The following is a 19067-nucleotide window of genomic DNA, read 5'->3' on the forward strand; positions in this document are numbered from 1 at the left end:
GTGCATAGCATGGTACTATCCTTACAGCTTGGGAGGTACCACCATGCATGAAACAGTTGTCGCCTTGTTGGAGCAGCGCGGGGTAACGGTCGACGATATTGTCGAAATCGTGTACACCTTGCAGAAACCGTATCATCCAAATCTCGGACCGGATGAATGCAAGGAAAGCGTGATTCGCGTTCTGGGCAAGCGGGAAGTGCAATACGCATTATATACTGGGATCACGTTGGACATATTGGCCGAACAAAAGCGGCTGCCGGAGCCGCTGCAATCGATTTTGCAGGCGGACGAACCGCTGTACGGCGTCGACGAAATCCTGGCGCTCGGCATCACCAATGTGTACGGGTCGATCGGCCTGACTTCGTTCGGCTATCTGGACAAGGAAAAATTGGGCATCATTTCGAAGCTGAACAAAAAGGGGAACAGTGTTCATGTGTTTCTTGACGATTTGGTGGCAGGAGTGGCCGCGGCCGCCAGCGCCCGCATCGCCCACCGCAACAAACCTTAAAATTTTTCGAAAACATTCCGTGTTGCGAATTGGGATCTCGGACCGCCTATGGGCGGTCTTTTCTGCTACAATATGGGTATGGGAGCGTGAGTCCCGCATCGACTTGGCGGTAGTAATCCCATGTTTTTCCGTGGTATAATGGAAACTAAACCTTGGGGAACTGCAGCGGTTCACACAAGTGCTGGGTCCCCGCAGTACCCGGAATAGGCTGCAAAGCTGTTCGTCACTTTCGCGGCATCCGGTATAGGATGGTGTATATATGACATTGCGGGAAGATGCACTGGAGTTGCACCGAATTCATCGGGGGAAACTGGGCATCGTGTCGAAAGTGGAGGTCAATGACGCGCGCGATCTGAGCCTCGCCTACTCGCCGGGCGTGGCGGAGCCGTGCAAGGAAATTTATCAGCAACCGGAGCGCGTGTACGAATACACCAGTAAGGGCAACCTCGTGGCGGTCGTCAGCGACGGGACGGCGGTGCTGGGCTTAGGCAACATCGGACCGGAAGCAGCGATGCCGGTGATGGAAGGAAAAGCGGTGCTGTTCAAACAGTTCGCCGGCGTCGATGCGGTGCCTTTGTGTTTGAATACGACAGACGTCGATCAGATTGTCGAAACGGTCAAGCTGCTGGAGCCGACTTTCGGCGGCATCAATCTGGAGGACATCGCCGCTCCCGCCTGTTTTGCGATTGAAGAGCGGTTGAAAAAAGAGATGAACATCCCGGTGTTCCACGACGACCAGCACGGCACGGCGATCGTCACGCTGGCGGGATTGATCAACGCGCTGAAAGTGGTCGGCAAAACGATGCAGGACATTCGCGTCGTGGCAAACGGAGCGGGAGCGGCCGGCATCGCCATCATCAAGCTCTTGCTGTCGATGGGCGTGCGGAATGTGATCATGTGCGACACGAAAGGCGCGATCTATGACGGCCGGGCGGAGGGCATGAACCCGATCAAGGAATTGATCGCCAAAAATACGAATCAGGAGAAACAAGCGGGCACATTGGAAGAAGTGCTGGTTGGGGCCGATGTATTTATCGGCGTGTCGGTCGGCGGCGCCGTCACGCAGGAGATGGTGCGTTCCATGAACCGCGATCCGATCATTTTTGCGATGGCCAACCCGGATCCGGAAATTTTGCCGGAGAAAGCGCTCGACGCCGGGGCGAAGGTGGTCGGTACCGGTCGTTCCGATTTTCCCAACCAGGTCAACAATGTCCTCGCGTTTCCGGGGATTTTTCGCGGTGCGTTGGATGTCAGGGCGACGATCATCAATGAAGAAATGAAAATCGCTGCCGCGCACGCAATTGCCGATTTGATCAGCGACGACGAACTGCGCAGCGATTATGTGATCCCCCGTCCGTTCGACCCTCGCGTGGCACCGAGCGTGGCGGCGGCCGTCGCGAAAGCGGCCATGGAATCGGGCGTCGCCCGGATTCAGGTGGACCCGGCCGATGTCGCCAAGCGAACCCGCGAATTGTCCGGCATTCGCTGAAAACGGGAGGATGCAGGCACCCCATCCTTGCTTCCGTCAAAACGGCTATGTTATGATGTTTTCAGTTTTTCCCGGATGATAGGAGGAACTGAACCGATGTGGACCGTCATCTATATTGCATCAGGGGAAAAAACGGCTGAATCGATCAAGCAAAAACTGACACAGGAAGGATTTCTGGTCAAGTTGCGGCAAACGAACATCGCCAAGCAGCAGTATGAAATTCTGGTGCCGGAATCCGAGTTGGACGAAGTGCAAGAGGTGTTGAAGGATATTCTGCATTCCTCCCATTCATAAGCTGGAGAGGTGAAACAGTGCTTAAGGATCTTTTCCATAAAAAACGCAAATACGCAACCATCACCACGCAGGAATTGGCTGAACGGCGGGATCACATCCCGGAAGGCATCATGACCAAGTGCAAAAAATGCTCCGAGCTGCTGATCAGCCGCGAACTGGAAAAGAATTTGAAGACGTGCCCGCGCTGTGGCTACCATTTTCCGATGTCCGCCCCGGAACGGATCGCGGCCACGCTGGACGAGGGACGTTTTTTTGAGTATGACCAGGGACTTGCTTCCGCCGATCCGCTGCAGTTTGAAGAGTACCCGGCCAAGCTGGAGCAGGTGCAGGCGGCGACCGGGCTGACGGAAGCGGTCGTCACCGGAGAGGGAACGATCGGCGGTCATCCGGTTGTCATCGGCGTGATGGATTCCCGGTTTATCATGGGCTCCATGGGGTCGGTCGTCGGAGAAAAAATCACCCGCGCGATTGAACGGGCGATTGACAATCGCTATCCGGTCGTTCTATTTGCCGCATCCGGCGGTGCCCGTATGCAGGAAGGCGTTTTTTCGCTGATGCAGATGGCCAAGACGAGCGCTGCCTTGCAAAAGCTGAGCCGGGAAAAGCTGCTGTTCGTGTCGGTGCTCACGCATCCGACAACCGGCGGGGTGAGCGCATCATTTGCCAGCCTCGGCGATATCAACATCGCAGAGCCGGGGGCGCTGATCGGATTTGCCGGCCGCCGCGTCATCGAGCAGACGATCCGGCAGAAGCTGCCGGACGATTTTCAAACGGCAGAGTTTCTGCTCAAGCATGGGATGATTGATCTGGTGGTGCCGCGCAAAGAGATGAAACAAACGCTTGCCAAGATTCTCGATATTCACGCGGGAGGTGTGCGTCATGGCCAATGAGCTGCAGTTCGAAAAGCCATTGACGGAACTCCGCGCAAAAATTGAAGAACTTCGCCGGTTGGCGGATGCACAGGGGATCGATCTGTCTGATGAGATCGGCAAGTTGGAGCGAAAAGCGGCCGAATTGGCCCAATCGATTTACGGTGAGTTGACGCCCTGGCAAAAAGTGCAGATCGCCCGCCATCCGGAGCGGCCCACCACGCTCGATTACATCCGCGGCATGTGCACCGATTTTATCGAACTGCACGGGGACCGCACGTTTGGCGACGATCCGGCGCTGGTTGGAGGCATCGCGAAACTGGAAGGGATTCCGGTGACCGTGCTGGGCCATCAAAAGGGGCGGGACACGAAGGAAAACATCTACCGCCGCTTCGGCATGCCGGAACCGGAAGGCTACCGGAAAGCGCTCCGTTTGATGAAACAGGCGGAAAAATTCGGCCGGCCCGTGATCTGCTTCATTGACACTTCCGGTGCCTATCCCGGCGTGGCGGCGGAAGAGCGCGGGCAAAGCGAGGCGATCGCCCGCAACCTGCTTGAAATGGCCGGACTGCAAGTCCCGATCGTTTGTGTGGTGACCGGGGAAGGCGGGTCAGGCGGGGCGCTTGCGCTCGGCGTGGGAGACCGGATTTTCATGCTGGAACATGCGGTGTATTCGGTGATTTCACCGGAGGGGGCGGCCGCCCTGCTATGGAAGGACGCCACCCAGGCCCGCCGCGCTGCGGAAACGATGCGGATCACGGCGCAGGATCTGCACCGGTTCGGGATTGCCGATGACGTGATCGAGGAACCGATGGGCGGAGCCCAGAAAGATCCGGCACTGACCATCGCCCGTGTTAAGGAAAAAGTGTTGGCGGCCGTGCAGGAGTTGCTGCTGCTGCCGCCGGAACAGTTGGTGGCGGAACGATACAACAAATACCGGGCGATCGGACAGTTTCGGGAAACGGCCGGGCACCCGGCGGCATCTGCCAAGCCGGACACGGAACCGCCCAAATCGGATATTGTTGAAAGTGGAAAGGTGCGATAAACTAGGAGTGTGCTCATCGATTGAGCACCTCCTTTTCTTGTTGACAGGGACAAAAAATGTCCCTGCGGGACATTGTGGATCATAGAGGGCACAAGGCGCAGAACAAGTCGAACGATTCACAACTGCCAGTGAACAGCAGGTGTCGCAAGTTCGCATCACTTTCGTGGGATAATGGGTTAGGAGGTAGAACCACATGAAACGGATTGGCATTTTGACGAGCGGCGGCGATTCTCCGGGTATGAACGCGGCGATTCGGGCGGTCGTGCGGAGCGCGATCTATCACGGGATTGAAGTGATCGGCGTCAAACGGGGATACCAGGGGTTGATCTCCGGCGACCTGGAGCCGATGGATCTCGGGTCGGTGGCCGACATCATCCATCGCGGCGGCACCATCCTGCACAGCGCTCGCTGCGAGGAATTCAAAACGGAAGCCGGGCAAGCGAAAGCGGTGGCGACGATCCGCGAGCAAGGGATCGAAGGAATGGTCGTAATCGGCGGTGACGGTTCCTACCGGGGGGCGAATGCGCTTACGCAAAAAGGCGTGCCGACAATCGGTCTGCCGGGTACGATCGATAACGACATTCCCTGTACGGACTTTACAATCGGTTTTGATACTGCTATTAATACAGTCATCCAGGCGATCGATAAAATCCGCGACACTGCCACGTCGCACGAGCGAACCTATGTCGTCGAAGTGATGGGGCGCGATGCGGGTGATATTGCGTTGTGGGCCGGCGTGGCCGGTGGCGCGGAGTCGATCCTGATTCCGGAAGAGCCCGCCAACATCGACAGTATGGTGGAAAAACTGCAGCGCGGCGCTGCCCGCGGCAAGAAACATTCGATCATTCTGGTGGCGGAAGGGGCCGGCAAGGGATTTGAAATCGCCGAACAGATCCGGGAAAAAACCGGCTGGGAAACTCGCGTCACCGTCCTCGGCCACATTCAGCGGGGCGGTTCGCCGACTGCGTTTGACCGGACGCTCGCTTCCCGCATGGGAGCGATGGCGGTCGATCTGCTGCGAAGAGGGGAAGGGGGCAAGGCGGTCGGCATCGTCGGCGGCGTGCTGCAGGCGAACGACATCGGCCGCGTGTTGGCAACGCCCCGCAAGCCGAACATGGCGCTGTATTCCCTCGCTTCCATTTTGTCGATTTAACCATGTTGCCTCCCGTGCTAGCGGCCGGCAGCGGGTTCCCGCCGGCGCCGCTTTGACGGGAGGCGGTTTGGATTCAAACAGACCAGACGGGAGGATATCATGAGGCGCACGAAAATCGTTTGTACAATCGGACCGGCCAGCGAGTCGGTCGAAGTGTTGACGCAACTGATTGAAAACGGCATGAATGTCGCCCGGCTCAATTTTTCCCACGGTACATACGAAGAGCATGCCAACCGGATTCGCAACATCCGGGAAGCGGCCGTCGTCACTGGCAAAATGGTGGCGATTCTGCTCGACATCAAAGGACCGAAAATTCGCACCGGTCTGATCGAAGGCGGCCAGGTCGAATTGCGCCAGGGAGCGCTGATCACGCTCACCACCGAGGAAGTGACCGGCACGGCGGAACGGGTCTCGATTTCCTATAAGGGGCTGCCGGAAGATGTCGAGCCCGGTTCCCGCTTGCTGATCGACGACGGGCTGATCGGTCTGGTGGTGGAACGGGTGGCGGGGAATGACATCGTCTGCCGCGTCGTGAACGGCGGCATCCTGAAAAATCGCAAGGGCATCAATGCGCCCGGAGTCCGTTTGCGAATTCCGAGCGTCACCGAGAAAGACGTGGCGGACATCCGGTTCGGCGTCGAGCACGGGGTCGATTTTATCGCCGCTTCGTTTGTGCGCAAGGCGAGCGACGTTCTGGATGTGCGGCGCGTGCTGGAAGAGGCGAATGCCAATTTGGATATTATTGCGAAAATCGAGGCGCAAGAAGCGCTCGACAAGCTCGATGAAATCCTCGAAGTGGCGGACGGCCTGATGGTGGCTCGCGGCGATCTCGGTGTCGAAATCCCGACGGAAGAAGTGCCGTTGTGGCAGAAAGTGATGATCGAAAAATGCAACCGGGCGGGTAAGCCGGTGATCACTGCGACACAGATGCTCGACTCGATGGAACGGAACCCCCGTCCGACGCGGGCCGAGGCGAGTGATGTGGCAAACGCGATTTTTGACGGAACCGACGCGATCATGCTGTCCGGCGAAACGGCGGCCGGCAAGTACCCGGTGCAGGCGGTCGAGACGATGGCGCGGATCGCCGAACGGGCGGAACGGGCGCTGCGGGAAAATATCGTCCCGGCCAAACAGCGGCTCTGGGAAGGCGATCACACGGTGACCGACGCGCTCTCGCAGGCGGTTGCCACGATCGCCCGCGACCTGCAGGCGAAAGCGATCGTCACGCCGACACAAAGCGGCCACACCGCTCGCAAGGTCTCGAAATACCGTCCGGAGTCGGTGATCATTGCGGTCACGCCGCGGGAGGACGTCGCCCGCCGGCTGTGCCTGTCGCACGGCGTGTATCCGGTAGTCGTGCAGGAGACCCGGACGACAGACGAAATGCTCGAGGTGGCGGTGGAAGGCGCGCTCCGTTCAGGCCTGGTGAAACACGGCGATTTGGTCGTGATCACCGCCGGCGTGCCGGTCGGCCAGCCGGGAACCACCAACCTGCTGAAAGTGCATACGATCAGCGATGTGATCGCCCGCGGACAAGGTATCGGGCAACGGGCGGTGACGGGACGGGTGGTCAGCGGCAAACGGGCAGCCGATGTTATGCAGCGGATCCAGCCAGGGGATATCCTGGTCATGCCGGCCACCGACGCGGATGTGGTACCGGCGATGGAAAAAGCGGGAGCCGTCATCGTTGAGGAGGGCGGACTCACTTCGCATGCGGCGGTGGTGGGGATCTCCCTGGGCGTGCCTGTCGTCGTTGGCGTTGAAAACGCAACGGCCGTGTTGGAAGACGGCTCGATCGTCACCGTCGATCCGGTGACCGGACTCATCTACAAAGGACAGGCGCAAGTACTGTGACCAGCAAGCCCCTGACGGGAGCGGCAGGCTCCGGCAGGGGCGTTTTGCTTGCGATTGGCGAGGGGCTGGATGATTATGGTATGCTACGGTTGACGAGTTCCTCATTTTAGCGGGGGAATGAAAGGGAGGGAATCGGGTGACACACAACTGGAGCGAAACGGAGCTGCGGGTACGCTATTCGGAAACGGACGCCATGCAGGTCGTCCATCATGCGAATTATCTCAGCTGGTTCGAAGTGGGCCGCACGGAAATGATGCGCAGAGCAGGCATTCCCTACCGGCAGTTTGAAGACCGGGGGATTTTGTTGCCGGTCATCGAGGCGCGAATTTTTTTCCTGGCATCCGCCCGTTATGACGATGAGCTTGTGGTCAGAACCCGTTTGGCAGAGGCGCGGGTGAAGGTACGCTTTGAATACGAGATTGCCCGAAAATCGGACAGGCAAATCCTTGCCAGAGGGTATACGGTGCACGCGTGGGTCAACAGGCAAATGAAACCGATTCAGCTGCGAAAGCTGGCGCCCGAATTGGAGCAGGCGATGCAAGCTTACCTATCGGCAGAAGGGGAATCACAAGCATGACAGATGTTGACGGGATTTTGTCGGAGGGAGGGATCGCTCTTGTTTCGCATTTTGTTCTTGCTGTTCATCGTCGTCCCGATCGTTGAACTCTACATCCTGATCCAAGTCGGGAAGGTGATCGGGGGCTGGCAGACGATTTTGCTGGTGTTGCTGACCAGCGGATTGGGCGCTTACCTGGCGAAAACGCAGGGACGGACTGTCTGGCGCCGGCTGCAAACCGAACTCTCACTCGGAAGACCGCCGGGCGACGCGCTGCTCGACGGCGTCTGCGTGTTGCTGGGCGGCCTGCTGCTGCTGACCCCCGGTTTTGCCACCGACGTTTTGGGGCTGATCCTGCTGCTGCCGCCGACCCGAGTGCCGATCAAGCGAATCGCCAAACGTTGGATCGCAAAGCGATTGTCGAGAGGTACGTGGATTGTGTATCGGCGATGACTCGTTTCACACCATGAAACCAAGGTTCAATAGACGGAAAATTTGCTTGTTGCATATTTTGCATGTATGGTATGATGAAAACGGCTGCAATCTAGTAGTTGCGGAAACTACCGGTGATTGATACATACGTGTCGAGGGGGAACGTTCAATGGCGCTGTTCGAGAAGTTTCCGATGCCCGCCGAAGGCGAAAAAATCAAAGTAGACAATGGGAAATTGATGGTTCCCAACAATCCGATCATCCCGTTTATCGAAGGAGACGGCACCGGTCCCGACATTTGGGCTGCCGCTTCCCGCGTGTTGGATGCTGCGGTCGCGAAGGCATACAAGGGCGAGAAAAAAATTGCCTGGTATGAAGTGTACGCCGGTGAGAAAGCATTTCACAAGTTTAATGAGTGGCTTCCGAATGATACATTGACCGCTCTGAAAGAATACATCGTCAGCATCAAAGGGCCGCTGACCACGCCGGTCGGCGGGGGCATCCGTTCGCTCAACGTCGCGCTGCGGCAGGAACTGGACCTGTATGTTTGCCTGCGTCCCGTCCGCTATTTTAACGGAGTGCCTTCGCCCGTGAAAAATCCGGAACTGGTCGACATGGTAATCTTCCGCGAAAACTCGGAGGACATCTACGCCGGGATTGAATATCAGGCGGGCACGCCGGAAGTGAAAAAGGTCATCGAATTTTTGCAGAACGAGATGGGCGTCAAGAAAATCCGCTTCCCCGAAACGTCCGGCATCGGCATCAAGCCGGTTTCGCAGGAGGGAACGGAACGGCTCGTCCGCGCGGCGATCGAATACGCGCTTTGTCACAAGCGTAAGAGCGTGACCCTGGTACATAAGGGCAATATCATGAAGTTCACCGAAGGCGCATTCAAAAACTGGGGCTACGAACTGGCGGAACGCGAGTTCGCCGACAAAGTGTTCACCTGGGCGCAATACGACCGGATCAAGCAGCAGCAGGGCGCGGAGGCGGCCAACAAGGCGCAGGCCGAAGCGGAAGCTGCAGGCAAGATCATCATCAAGGACAGCATCGCCGACGCATTCCTGCAGCAAGTGCTGACCCGTCCGGCCGAATATGACGTGATCGCGACCATGAATCTGAACGGCGATTACATCTCTGACGCCTTGGCGGCACAAGTGGGAGGCATTGGAATCGCTCCGGGGGCAAACATTAACTACGTCACCGGCCACGCCGTGTTTGAAGCTACGCACGGCACGGCACCGAAATACGCTGGACAAGACAAAGTCAACCCGGGTTCCGTCATCCTGTCCGGCGTAATGATGCTGGAACATCTCGGCTGGCAGGAAGCGGCAGACCTGATCATCCGTTCGATGGAAAAGACGATCGGCCAAAAAATCGTGACATACGACTTCGCCCGTCTGATGGAAGGCGCGACCGAAGTGAAATGTTCCGAATTTGGCGATGCGCTGATCAAGAATCTGTAAGGGGGAACCAGACATGACGATCAAACGCAAAAAAATTTCTGTGATCGGTGCCGGCTTTACCGGCGCGACGACCGCTTTGTTCCTGGCGCAGGAGGAACTGGGCGACATCGTGTTGCTCGACATCCCGCAGCTGGAAAATCCGACCAAAGGAAAAGCGCTTGACATGTTGGAAGCGACTCCGGTGCTCGGCGTCGACGCGAACATCATCGGCACCAGCAACTACGAGGACACCAAGGATTCCGACCTGGTGATCATCACGGCCGGCGTGGCCCGCAAACCGGGCATGAGCCGCGACGACCTCGTCACCACCAACGCCGGCATCGTCAAATCGGTTACCGAACAGGTCGTAAAATATTCACCGAACTGCTATATCATCGTTCTGTCCAACCCGGTCGACGCAATGACCTACGTCGCCCACAAAACGTCCGGTTTCCCGAAAAACCGCGTGATCGGACAGTCGGGTGTGCTCGACACCGCGCGCTTCCGCACGTTCGTGGCGCAGGAATTGAATGTTTCCGTCGAGGACGTGACCGGATTCGTTCTGGGCGGACACGGGGACGATATGGTGCCGCTGATCCGGTATTCGTATGCGGGCGGCATTCCGCTTGAGAAATTGATCCCGCAAGAGCGGATCGACGCGATTGTCGAACGCACCCGCAAAGGCGGCGGCGAGATCGTCAACCTGCTCGGCACAGGCAGCGCCTATTATGCACCCGCAGCATCGCTGGTTCAAATGGCGGAAGCCATTTTGAAGGACAAAAAGCGCATTCTTCCGGCGATCGCATTGCTGGAAGGTGAGTACGGGTACGAAAACCTTTACATGGGCGTGCCGACCCTGATCGGCGGCAACGGCTTGGAAAAAGTGTTTGAACTGGAACTGACCCCGGAAGAAAAAGCGGCGCTCGACAAGTCGGCCGAATCGGTGCGCAACGTGATGAACGTCGTTGGCTGAAGGAAACTCGGCTAAAAGCGCCCACATCCGTGCGGGAAACGCCGAGTTGATCGTCCTTGATCAAAAAGCTCCCTGACAAGGGGGCTTTTTTCTTTGGGAAGCTGTCCGCGAAAAGGCTGTTTTAAAAACATTTCAATCGGATATTTATACAATCAAATGAAAATATCCGCGATAATTAAAATGTCCGTGAGAACGAGATTGATAAAGCGCGGGGGAGAAAAATATCCATTATTGCCTCTTACTCCCTTTCCGTCAGTCGCCAAACGGTTGATGGCTGTGATAATGTAGGGAATGGATTCTATATATTGATTTTGAACCGAAATTTTACAGTAGACTCATGAGTCTAAGTTCGGTATAATCTTGTTGGCGATTATTGGTGAAATCAATAGACTGTATTGGTAACACCAATAGAATAATGGGTTTCTTTTTCGATTAGAATTGTTCAAAAATTCGTTTTACGCAAACGGTCGGTCGGAACCGGAGCTTTTGGCAGGGGTATAGGGTGACAGAACATACATATGTTCTGAACCTGACCATAAATAATAACCAGAACAGAAGGGGGCAAATTCATGAAAGCCAAGAAATGGCTCTCAGCAGCCGTTGTGCTGACGATGGCTGGCAGTGTACTGGCAGGCTGCTCAAAGGGGGGCGACAACGCTCAGGGAGGCACAACCGGCGCCAAGCAAGAATTGAACATTGCGTTCTCTGCAGAACCGCCTGCTTTGGACAACTCGAAGGCGACTGCGAGTGCAGCATTCACCATGATCAATGCGTTCAATGAAGGGCTTTATCGACTGGACAAAGACGGCAAGGCACAGCCTGCTCTCGCAAAAGCTCTGCCGGAAATTTCTCCTGATGGAAAAACGTATAAAATTACCCTGCGGGATGGCATCACCTATTGGGATGGCACCCCTGTGAAAGCAAGCGACTTCGAATATGCATGGAAACGGACGCTGGATCCTGCAACCAAATCGCAGTACGCTTTCATGGTGGCCTGGATCAAAGGCGGCAAGGAATACAACGAAGGGAAAGGCAAGGCGGAAGATGTTCAGGTGAAGGCGCTGGACGACAAGACGCTCCAGTTCACGCTGGAACAGCCGAAAGCATTCTTCACCGAACTGCTCGCGTTCCCGCTGTTCTTCCCGCAACAGCCTGATTTCGTCAAGAAAGCGGGCGACAAGTACGGTACCGATGCTGACAAAGTGCTGGGCGCAGGTCCTTTCAAGCTGGAAAAATGGGATCATGAACAACAACTCGTATTCGTGAAAAATGACAAGTACTGGGATGCCAAGAACGTAAAACTGGAAAAGGTTACTGTTCAAATCGTGAAAGATACCAACACGGCTTTGAACCTGTTTGAAACCGGCGCGGTTGACCTGGCGCAAATCAACCGTGACGCGATTCCGAAGTGGAAAGACAAGCCGGAATACACGCTTAAGAAAGAACTTGTCACCCAGTACATGATGTATAACGAAAATGTGCCGGTTCTGAAGAACAAGAAGATTCGTCAGGCTCTGACGATGGCGATTGACCGTCAGGCGTATGTCGATGTCGTGCTGGCAAACGGTTCGCAACCGTCTACCGGATTCGTTCCGAATGGTACGCTCGACGGGAACGGCAACGATTTCCGCAAGACCGCGGGCGATCTGGAACCGAAGTTTGATGCGGCGAAAGCGAAACAACTGTTGCAAGAGGGATTGCAGGAACTCGGCATGTCTTCCTTCCCGAAACTGAAAGTGCTGGCCGACGATACGGAAACCGCGAAAAAATCTCTGGAGTTCGTGATTGCACAATGGAAGCAAAACTTGGGCATCGAGTTGATCGCCGAGCCGGTTCCGCATAAACTGCGTCTCGAACGGAGCACGAACAGACAGTATGACATCGTCGTATCGCTCTGGGGTGCTGACTACAACGACCCGATGACGTTCCTTGACATGTGGGTGACCAAAGGCGAATTCAATGAATGTGACTGGTCGAACGCCCAGTATGACCAGTTGATCAAGGCGGCACAAACGGAAACCGACCGCGCGAAGCGTGCAAAATTGCTGGTGGATGCCGAAAAGATTTTGATGGATGAAATGCCGATCGGTCCGATGTACTTCCGCAACCTTGTGTATCTGAAGAAGACGAAGGTTGACGGATTGATTCTGCCGGTATACGGCGAAGAATGGGAATTGAAATGGACCTCGATTAAGTAACCGAATTTGGCAACCGATAAAAGTGTGAGAGAAAGGGACCGTTCTTGGGCCTTAGATAAAAGAACGGTCCCTTTCAAACTGGACTCTTACTGTTTCTCGTCAAGATTTTCTTTTTTCAGTGGCGGAGGTAACCAATCTATCAAAAATGGGGGTGTCAATGTGCTGCGGTACGTTCTTCGCCGGTTCTTCTATATGCTGGTAACGATTTGGTTGATCGTAACCGTTACGTTTGTTATGATGCATAACTTGCCAGGCGATCCGTTTGAGAATTCCGAGCGGATGACAGAGCAACAAAAAACGATTTTGAAACAACAATACGGTTTGGACAAGCCACTTTGGGAACAGTATGTACAGTATTTAGGTGACGTTGCAAAAGGGGATCTGGGCGTTTCGTTCGCTTTCCCTACCCGAAAAGTAACCGAAATCATTGCACAGGGATTTCCGAATTCACTTGAACTTGGGATCTGGTCGATCAGTCTGGCTGTGATATTTGGATTGACTTTAGGGATCTTGGCTTCGTTGAACCACGGGAAAGCTTTGGATTACATCGCGATGTTTACGGCTGTCCTGGGAGTATCGATTCCTTCGTTTGTGTTGGCTCCTCTGTTGTCATATTTCGTGGGAGTCAAACTTGAGTGGCTGCCAGCCGGTCTTTGGTACGGTCCGGAGCACCGAATTCTCCCTTCGATCGCTCTTTCTTTTTATACATTGGCGATTGTGGCCCGTATGATGAGGACATCGATGTTGGATGTGCTGCACCAGGATTATATCAAGACTGCAAAGTCGAAAGGGCTTTCCCAGTTTTCGATCGTCCTCAAGCACACCGTTCGAAATGCGATTTTGCCGGTCGTTACGATCTTGGGGCCGATTTTTGTCAATATTATCACGGGCACGCTTGTGGTTGAACAAGTCTTCTCGATTCCCGGATTGGGCAAGCACTTTGTACAGTCCGTTTATTCGAACGATTATACGATGATTGCCGGTCTGACGATCTTTTATTCAGTCATCCTGATTGTTATCATGTTCCTGACGGACATCGTTTACGGCATCATCGATCCGCGAATTCGTTTGGCAAAAGGGAGGGGTTAACCGATGCAAACGATGACAAACGACAAATTTCAGCCCATTCCCAAAGCTTCTTTGGCAAAGGACGCGATAGTCCGTCCGTCGCTGACCTACTGGCAGGACGCTTGGCGTCGCCTGAAAAAGAACCGGTTGGCGATGGCCGGGCTTACCATATTGTTAATTCTCTCGTTGTTTGCGATTTTCGCTCCGTTGTTTTCCCAATACGATTATGCCACCCAAAACTTGCAAGAACGAAACCTCTGGCCCTCCTCCCAACACTGGTTTGGGACCGATGAATTCGGCAGGGATCTGTGGGTTCGTGTGTGGTGGGGAACCCGAATCTCTTTGTTCATTGGAATTATGGCCGCCACACTGGATTTGATTTTTGGTGTTCTCTATGGAGGAATATCCGCTTATTACGGCGGAAAAGTGGACGACGTGATGCAGCGGATTATCGAGATCATTTACTCGATTCCGTTTTTGATGGTCACCATTTTGATGATCATGATGATTGGTCCGGGGGTTTGGACAATCATTATCGCGTACGCGGTCACCGGTTGGGTGGGGATGGCACGCTTGGTGCGCGGACAAGTCCTATCACTTAAGGAACAGGAGTTTGTGCTGGCCGCTCGCACTCTGGGAGCCAGTTCATCGCGCATTATCTTGAAGCATTTGATTCCCAATGCGCTTGGCATCATCATCGTCAACATCACATTTGTTGTTCCGAATGCCATTTTTGTGGAAGCTTTTCTGAGCTTTATCGGTCTGGGAATTCGTCCGCCGCTTGCGTCTCTTGGTACGTTATTGTCTGATGGAGTGAACGTAATGCGATCGTTCCCCTATCGTGTTTTGATCCCGACAGCTGTCTTCAGTTTGATTTTGTTAAGCTTCAACCTGTTGGGAGACGGTCTGCGTGACGCTCTCGATCCGAAGATGCGCAAGTAAGGAGGGAGTCACATGCGTGAAAAAATTCTGGAAGTCAAAGACCTCAAAGTGTCGTTTCAAACGTATGCGGGGGAAGTGCAAGCGGTCCGCGGCGTCTCGTTTGATCTGTATAAAGGTGAAGCGTTGGCGATTGTCGGGGAGTCCGGTTGCGGAAAATCGGTTACGGCTCAGACCATCATGCGGCTGATACCGACACCGCCGAGCATCATCAAAGGTGGATCGATTCTATTTGACGGGAAAATTGAAATTACCAAGCTGTCCGATAAACAAATGGAAGATATTCGGGGATCCGAGATGGGAATGATCTTTCAGGATCCGATGACCTCGCTCAACCCCACCATGACGATTGGCAAGCAAATTACGGAGGGCCTGATCAAACATCAGGGGTTAAGTAAAGAGGCAGCTAAAGAGCGTGCGATCGAAATGTTACGATTGGTTGGCATCCCAAGCCCGGAAAGCCGGATCAACCAGTATCCGCATCAGTTTTCAGGCGGGATGCGGCAGCGGGTGATGATTGCGATTGCCCTGGCATGCAATCCGAAACTGTTAATCGCCGACGAGCCTACGACCGCACTTGACGTAACGATTCAGGCGCAGATTTTGGATTTGATAAAGGATTTGCAACAAAAGACGAACACGGCCATCATCCTGATCACTCATGATCTTGGTGTTGTGGCGGACGTCGCGCAACGGGTAGTGGTGATGTACGCCGGCAAAGTAGTGGAACAAGGCACAGTCGATGAAGTATTCTACGATCCGAAACATCCGTATACATGGGGACTGCTGCGTTCTGTGCCGCGTCTGGACGATGATCAGAAAGAAGATTTGGTTCCGATTCCCGGCACGCCGCCTGATCTTTTTGCACCGCCCAAAGGTTGTGCATTTGCGGCCAGATGCCCATACGCGATGAATATATGCTTGGAAGAAGACCCTGAACACACGAATATCTCTTCTACTCATAGTGCGGCATGTTGGTTGCAACATCCGAGCGCTCCTAAAGTCGAACGACCGGTAGAAGTGGGGGGACATAGCCGTGGCTGAAAACATTCTTGAGGTTCGGAATCTGAAAAAATATTTCCAGGTTGGAGGCGGCAAGGTCCTCAAAGCGGTCGACAACGTATCGTTCTCCATCAAACGGGGAGAGACGTTTGGACTTGTTGGAGAGTCGGGATGCGGAAAATCCACCGCCGGGCGGACGATTATCAGGCTGTATGACGCAACTGACGGAGAGGTCATTTTTAACGGGGAAAACGTTCACCGGTTAAGGGGAAAAAAACTTAGAGAATTTACCCGGAACATGCAGATGGTCTTTCAGGATCCATACGCTTCTTTGAATCCGCGGATGACGGTTGGCGATATCATCGCGGAAGGTATCGACATCCATGGCCTTTACACCGGCCAAAAGCGAAAAGAGCGTGTGGTGGAACTGTTGCGCACTGTCGGTTTGAACGAGGAACATGCCAACCGCTTCCCGCATGAATTTTCCGGCGGGCAACGGCAGCGTATCGGGATTGCGAGGGCGCTGGCGATTGAGCCGCAATTTATCATTGCGGATGAACCGATCTCCGCGCTTGACGTATCGATTCAAGCGCAGGTGGTGAATCTGCTCAAGCGGCTGCAAAAAGAGCGGGGCTTGACCTACCTGTTTATTGCTCATGATTTGGCAATGGTGAAACATATTTCCGATCGGATCGGCGTCATGTATCTTGGAGGGTTGGTGGAGGTTGCCGAATCAAACGAGTTGTACCGGAAACCTCTGCATCCGTATACAGAAGCGCTGTTGTCCGCAATTCCCATTCCGGATCCCGAGGTGGAACGCTCCCGAGAACGCATCATTCTAAAAGGAGACATTCCCAGCCCGATCAATCCGCCGAGCGGCTGCCGGTTTAGGACCCGCTGTCCGAAGGCGATGCCGGAATGCGCGGAGATCGTGCCGGAATTCAAAGAAGTCGAGCCGAATCATTTTGTCGCTTGTCATCTGTATAATTGATCGGTGACAATGCACGAAGATCCGATTGTAGCCTTGATTGCGCGGTTCTCCCCCGTGATCAAGGCTATTTTCTATTATTTTTATTATGGGAAAAGTATAGAATTATTGCTATAATATGCATGTATGGAATTATCAAATATGATTTTCGGGGGCTGGTTCATAGAATTGGCAGGTGTCTCATACATATTACCAGCGATGGTTCGAGAGGCCTGGACAGAATTTCACGTTCCGATCACGCAACTATAGGACAGGCAGTTTGCTTTTTCGTTTAGCCGGTGGAAAGAAAAGGGGTTGGGCTATGGCGCCATTGCTTGAGATCAGAGGATTGAAGACCTATTTTTTTACGGATCAGGGAACCGTCCGGTCGGTAGACGTGGTCGATCTTGCCGTCGGTCATGGGGAGACGGTTGGCATCGTCGGCGAGTCGGGATGCGGGAAAAGCGTCACTTCCCTGTCGATCATGGGTTTGATTCCAAAGCCTCCGGGAAAAATTGTCGACGGCTCGATTCTGTTTGAAGGGGTCGATCTGCTGACGCTGTCCGAGGCGGACATGAGAAGGATTCGCGGCAACCGGATCTCAATGATTTTTCAGGAACCGATGACGTCCCTGAATCCCGTCTTTACGATCGGGGACCAAATTTGCGAAACATTGCGGCTGCATACCGACCTGGGCAAAAAAGAAGCGAAACGGCGGGCGGTAGAGCTTTTGAAAGAGGTGGGAATCCCCCGCGCGGAACAGATAGCGGACGAGTATCCGCATCGCTTGTCCGGCGGCATGAGGCAGCGGGTGATGATCGCCATGGCGATGGCCTGCCAGCCGAAGCTGCTGATCGCCGATGAACCGACCACGGCGCTTGATGTGACGATTCAGGCACAGATTTTGGATCTGATGCGCAAGCTGAAGCGGGAGAACGGGACGTCGATCCTGATGATCACGCATGACCTGGGCGTGGTGGCGGAGATGTGCGACCGGGTGGTGGTGATGTACGGCGGCAAAGTCGTGGAGGAAGCCGATGTGGAGACGATTTTTTACGATCCGCGGCATCCGTACACGATCGGGCTGCTAAAATCGATTCCGTCGCTTGATCAGGAAGTGGAGTGGCTGGAATCGATCCCGGGCAATGTGCCGTTTCCATCCGAAATGCCGGACGGGTGCAAATTTGCTCCGCGCTGCGCCTTCGCGACCGATCGTTGCCGGCAGGAGGAGCCGGAATTGATCGAACTTGCAAACGGGCATAAATCCCGTTGTTTTCTGACAGAGGGGGATCCGCGTGTCTCAACCGTTGCTTGAAGTGAAGAATCTGAAAACCTACTATCCCATCAAAAAAGGGCTGTTCCGCAAAAGTGCCGGTTTTGTGAAAGCGGTGGACGGGGTCACCTTTTCCGTGATGGAAGGAGAAACATTCGGATTGGTTGGCGAGTCGGGCTGCGGCAAATCGACCACCGGACGCACCATATTGCGTCTGATTCCACAGACGGAAGGCGAGATTGTATTTCAAGGCAGGGACATCTCAAGCGTATCGAAAGATGAAATGCGCCGTTTGTATCGGGATATGCAGTTGATTTTTCAGGATCCGTACGCTTCGCTCAATCCGCGCAAAACGGTCGGCAAGCTGATTGAAGAACCGTTGATCGTACATAACCTGCTGACGCCAATGGAACGGAAAAAGCGGGTGCAGGAACTGCTGGAGGTCGTCGGATTGCATGCGTACCATGCGGACCGCTATCCGCACGAGTTCTCCGGTGGCCAGCGGCAGCGGATCGGCATCGCCCGGGCGCTCGCCCTCAACCCGAAACTGATCATTGCCGATGAACCGGTTTCCGCGCTGGATGTATCGATTCAATCGCAGGTGTTGAACCTGCTGCGCCGGCTGCAGCAGGAGTTTCATCTGACCTATCTGTTTATCGCCCACGATTTGAGCGTGGTCAAGCATATCAGCGACCGGGTTGGCGTGATGTATCTCGGCCGGATTGTCGAGCAGGCCGACAAGCAAAACCTGTTTGACAAGCCGCTTCACCCGTATACGCAAGCGCTGCTGTCAGCCGTTCCCGTCCCGAAACCGAACAGCAAACGGGAACGCATCATCCTCGAAGGCGATGTGCCAAGCCCGGCGAATCCGCCGCAAGGCTGCGCCTTTCATCCGCGATGCTTCGCCTGCATGGACATTTGCAGGACGGTACGTCCGGAACTGACCGATGTTGGGGATGGCCACTATGTGGCCTGTCACCTATACAATCCATAACCATCAAAC

General features: G+C 54.7%; 18 protein-coding genes. All 18 read left to right on the top strand.

Annotated elements, in window-relative coordinates:
- Positions 1-43: 43 nt before the first annotated feature.
- Positions 44-508 (top strand): phosphatidylglycerophosphatase A family protein, encoded by a 465-nt coding sequence (locus tag C230_RS0110595; protein ID WP_018132014.1) that lies wholly within the window; start codon positions 44-46, stop codon positions 506-508.
- A gap of 259 nt (positions 509-767) precedes the next feature.
- Entirely contained in the window at positions 768-1997 is a 1230-nt protein-coding gene (locus C230_RS0110600; protein WP_018132015.1) for an NAD(P)-dependent malic enzyme, read from the top strand.
- 96 nt (positions 1998-2093) lie between these two features.
- Complete coding sequence (locus C230_RS0110605) at positions 2094-2291, top strand: hypothetical protein (protein WP_018132016.1); 198 nt, start codon at positions 2094-2096, stop codon at positions 2289-2291.
- 17 nt (positions 2292-2308) lie between these two features.
- Positions 2309-3181, top strand: coding sequence for an acetyl-CoA carboxylase, carboxyltransferase subunit beta (gene accD, locus C230_RS0110610; protein ID WP_018132017.1), 873 nt, complete (start codon positions 2309-2311; stop codon positions 3179-3181).
- Positions 3171-4205, top strand: a complete 1035-nt coding sequence (locus C230_RS0110615) for an acetyl-CoA carboxylase carboxyltransferase subunit alpha (protein WP_018132018.1) — start codon at positions 3171-3173, stop codon at positions 4203-4205. Before accD ends, C230_RS0110615 begins: the two co-directional genes overlap by 11 nt.
- 193 nt (positions 4206-4398) lie before the next feature.
- Positions 4399-5358 carry a 6-phosphofructokinase gene (gene pfkA, locus C230_RS0110620; RefSeq protein ID WP_018132019.1) on the top strand — a complete coding sequence of 320 codons (960 nt, stop codon included), beginning with the start codon at positions 4399-4401 and terminating at the stop codon, positions 5356-5358.
- Between the two features lie 99 nt (positions 5359-5457).
- The gene (pyk, locus tag C230_RS0110625) at positions 5458-7212 is read left to right on the top strand and encodes a pyruvate kinase (protein ID WP_018132020.1); all 1755 of its coding nucleotides are present in this window, start codon (positions 5458-5460) and stop codon (positions 7210-7212) included.
- Between the two features lie 136 nt (positions 7213-7348).
- Entirely contained in the window at positions 7349-7789 is a 441-nt protein-coding gene (locus C230_RS0110630) for an acyl-CoA thioesterase (protein ID WP_018132021.1), read from the top strand.
- Between the two features lie 39 nt (positions 7790-7828).
- Positions 7829-8221, top strand: a complete 393-nt coding sequence (locus tag C230_RS0110635) for an FxsA family protein (RefSeq protein ID WP_018132022.1) — start codon at positions 7829-7831, stop codon at positions 8219-8221.
- A gap of 148 nt (positions 8222-8369) precedes the next feature.
- Complete coding sequence (gene icd, locus C230_RS0110640; RefSeq protein WP_018132023.1) at positions 8370-9665, top strand: NADP-dependent isocitrate dehydrogenase; 1296 nt, start codon at positions 8370-8372, stop codon at positions 9663-9665.
- A 13-nt stretch (positions 9666-9678) separates the two neighbouring features.
- Positions 9679-10617: a malate dehydrogenase gene (mdh, locus tag C230_RS0110645; RefSeq protein ID WP_018132024.1), complete on the top strand. Its 939-nt coding sequence runs from the start codon at positions 9679-9681 to the stop codon at positions 10615-10617.
- 569 nt (positions 10618-11186) lie between these two features.
- The gene (locus tag C230_RS0110650; RefSeq protein WP_018132025.1) at positions 11187-12815 is read left to right on the top strand and encodes a peptide ABC transporter substrate-binding protein; all 1629 of its coding nucleotides are present in this window, start codon (positions 11187-11189) and stop codon (positions 12813-12815) included.
- Positions 12816-12974: 159 nt separating this feature from the next.
- A complete protein-coding gene (locus tag C230_RS0110655) occupies positions 12975-13904 on the top strand; it encodes an ABC transporter permease (RefSeq protein WP_018132026.1) in 930 nt (309 codons plus the stop codon).
- Between the two features lie 3 nt (positions 13905-13907).
- The gene (locus C230_RS0110660; protein ID WP_018132027.1) at positions 13908-14825 is read left to right on the top strand and encodes an ABC transporter permease; all 918 of its coding nucleotides are present in this window, start codon (positions 13908-13910) and stop codon (positions 14823-14825) included.
- Between the two features lie 12 nt (positions 14826-14837).
- Positions 14838-15866: an ABC transporter ATP-binding protein gene (locus C230_RS0110665; RefSeq protein ID WP_018132028.1), complete on the top strand. Its 1029-nt coding sequence runs from the start codon at positions 14838-14840 to the stop codon at positions 15864-15866.
- The gene (locus C230_RS0110670) at positions 15859-16815 is read left to right on the top strand and encodes an ABC transporter ATP-binding protein (protein WP_018132029.1); all 957 of its coding nucleotides are present in this window, start codon (positions 15859-15861) and stop codon (positions 16813-16815) included. Before C230_RS0110665 ends, C230_RS0110670 begins: the two co-directional genes overlap by 8 nt.
- Before the next feature lie 298 nt (positions 16816-17113).
- The gene (locus C230_RS0110675; protein ID WP_018132030.1) at positions 17114-18106 is read left to right on the top strand and encodes an ABC transporter ATP-binding protein; all 993 of its coding nucleotides are present in this window, start codon (positions 17114-17116) and stop codon (positions 18104-18106) included.
- Positions 18087-19058: an ABC transporter ATP-binding protein gene (locus C230_RS0110680; protein ID WP_018132031.1), complete on the top strand. Its 972-nt coding sequence runs from the start codon at positions 18087-18089 to the stop codon at positions 19056-19058. Before C230_RS0110675 ends, C230_RS0110680 begins: the two co-directional genes overlap by 20 nt.
- Positions 19059-19067: the final 9 nt, after the last annotated feature.

The organism is Effusibacillus pohliae DSM 22757, from assembly GCF_000376225.1.
Classification (GTDB): Bacteria; Bacillota; Bacilli; order Tumebacillales; family Effusibacillaceae; genus Effusibacillus; species Effusibacillus pohliae.

Excerpts from the sequence above, each read along its gene's own strand:
- C230_RS0110595 (WP_018132014.1), top strand. The coding sequence starts at position 44 with ATGCATGAAACAGTTGTCGCCTTGTTGGAGCAGCGCGGGGTAACGGTC.
- C230_RS0110600 (WP_018132015.1), top strand. The coding sequence starts at position 768 with ATGACATTGCGGGAAGATGCACTGGAGTTGCACCGAATTCATCGGGGG.
- C230_RS0110605 (WP_018132016.1), top strand. The coding sequence starts at position 2,094 with ATGTGGACCGTCATCTATATTGCATCAGGGGAAAAAACGGCTGAATCG.
- C230_RS0110615 (WP_018132018.1), top strand. The coding sequence starts at position 3,171 with ATGGCCAATGAGCTGCAGTTCGAAAAGCCATTGACGGAACTCCGCGCA.
- pfkA (WP_018132019.1), top strand. The coding sequence starts at position 4,399 with ATGAAACGGATTGGCATTTTGACGAGCGGCGGCGATTCTCCGGGTATG.
- pyk (WP_018132020.1), top strand. The coding sequence starts at position 5,458 with ATGAGGCGCACGAAAATCGTTTGTACAATCGGACCGGCCAGCGAGTCG.
- icd (WP_018132023.1), top strand. The coding sequence starts at position 8,370 with ATGGCGCTGTTCGAGAAGTTTCCGATGCCCGCCGAAGGCGAAAAAATC.
- mdh (WP_018132024.1), top strand. The coding sequence starts at position 9,679 with ATGACGATCAAACGCAAAAAAATTTCTGTGATCGGTGCCGGCTTTACC.
- C230_RS0110650 (WP_018132025.1), top strand. The coding sequence starts at position 11,187 with ATGAAAGCCAAGAAATGGCTCTCAGCAGCCGTTGTGCTGACGATGGCT.
- C230_RS0110660 (WP_018132027.1), top strand. The coding sequence starts at position 13,908 with ATGCAAACGATGACAAACGACAAATTTCAGCCCATTCCCAAAGCTTCT.
- C230_RS0110665 (WP_018132028.1), top strand. The coding sequence starts at position 14,838 with ATGCGTGAAAAAATTCTGGAAGTCAAAGACCTCAAAGTGTCGTTTCAA.
- C230_RS0110675 (WP_018132030.1), top strand. The coding sequence starts at position 17,114 with ATGGCGCCATTGCTTGAGATCAGAGGATTGAAGACCTATTTTTTTACG.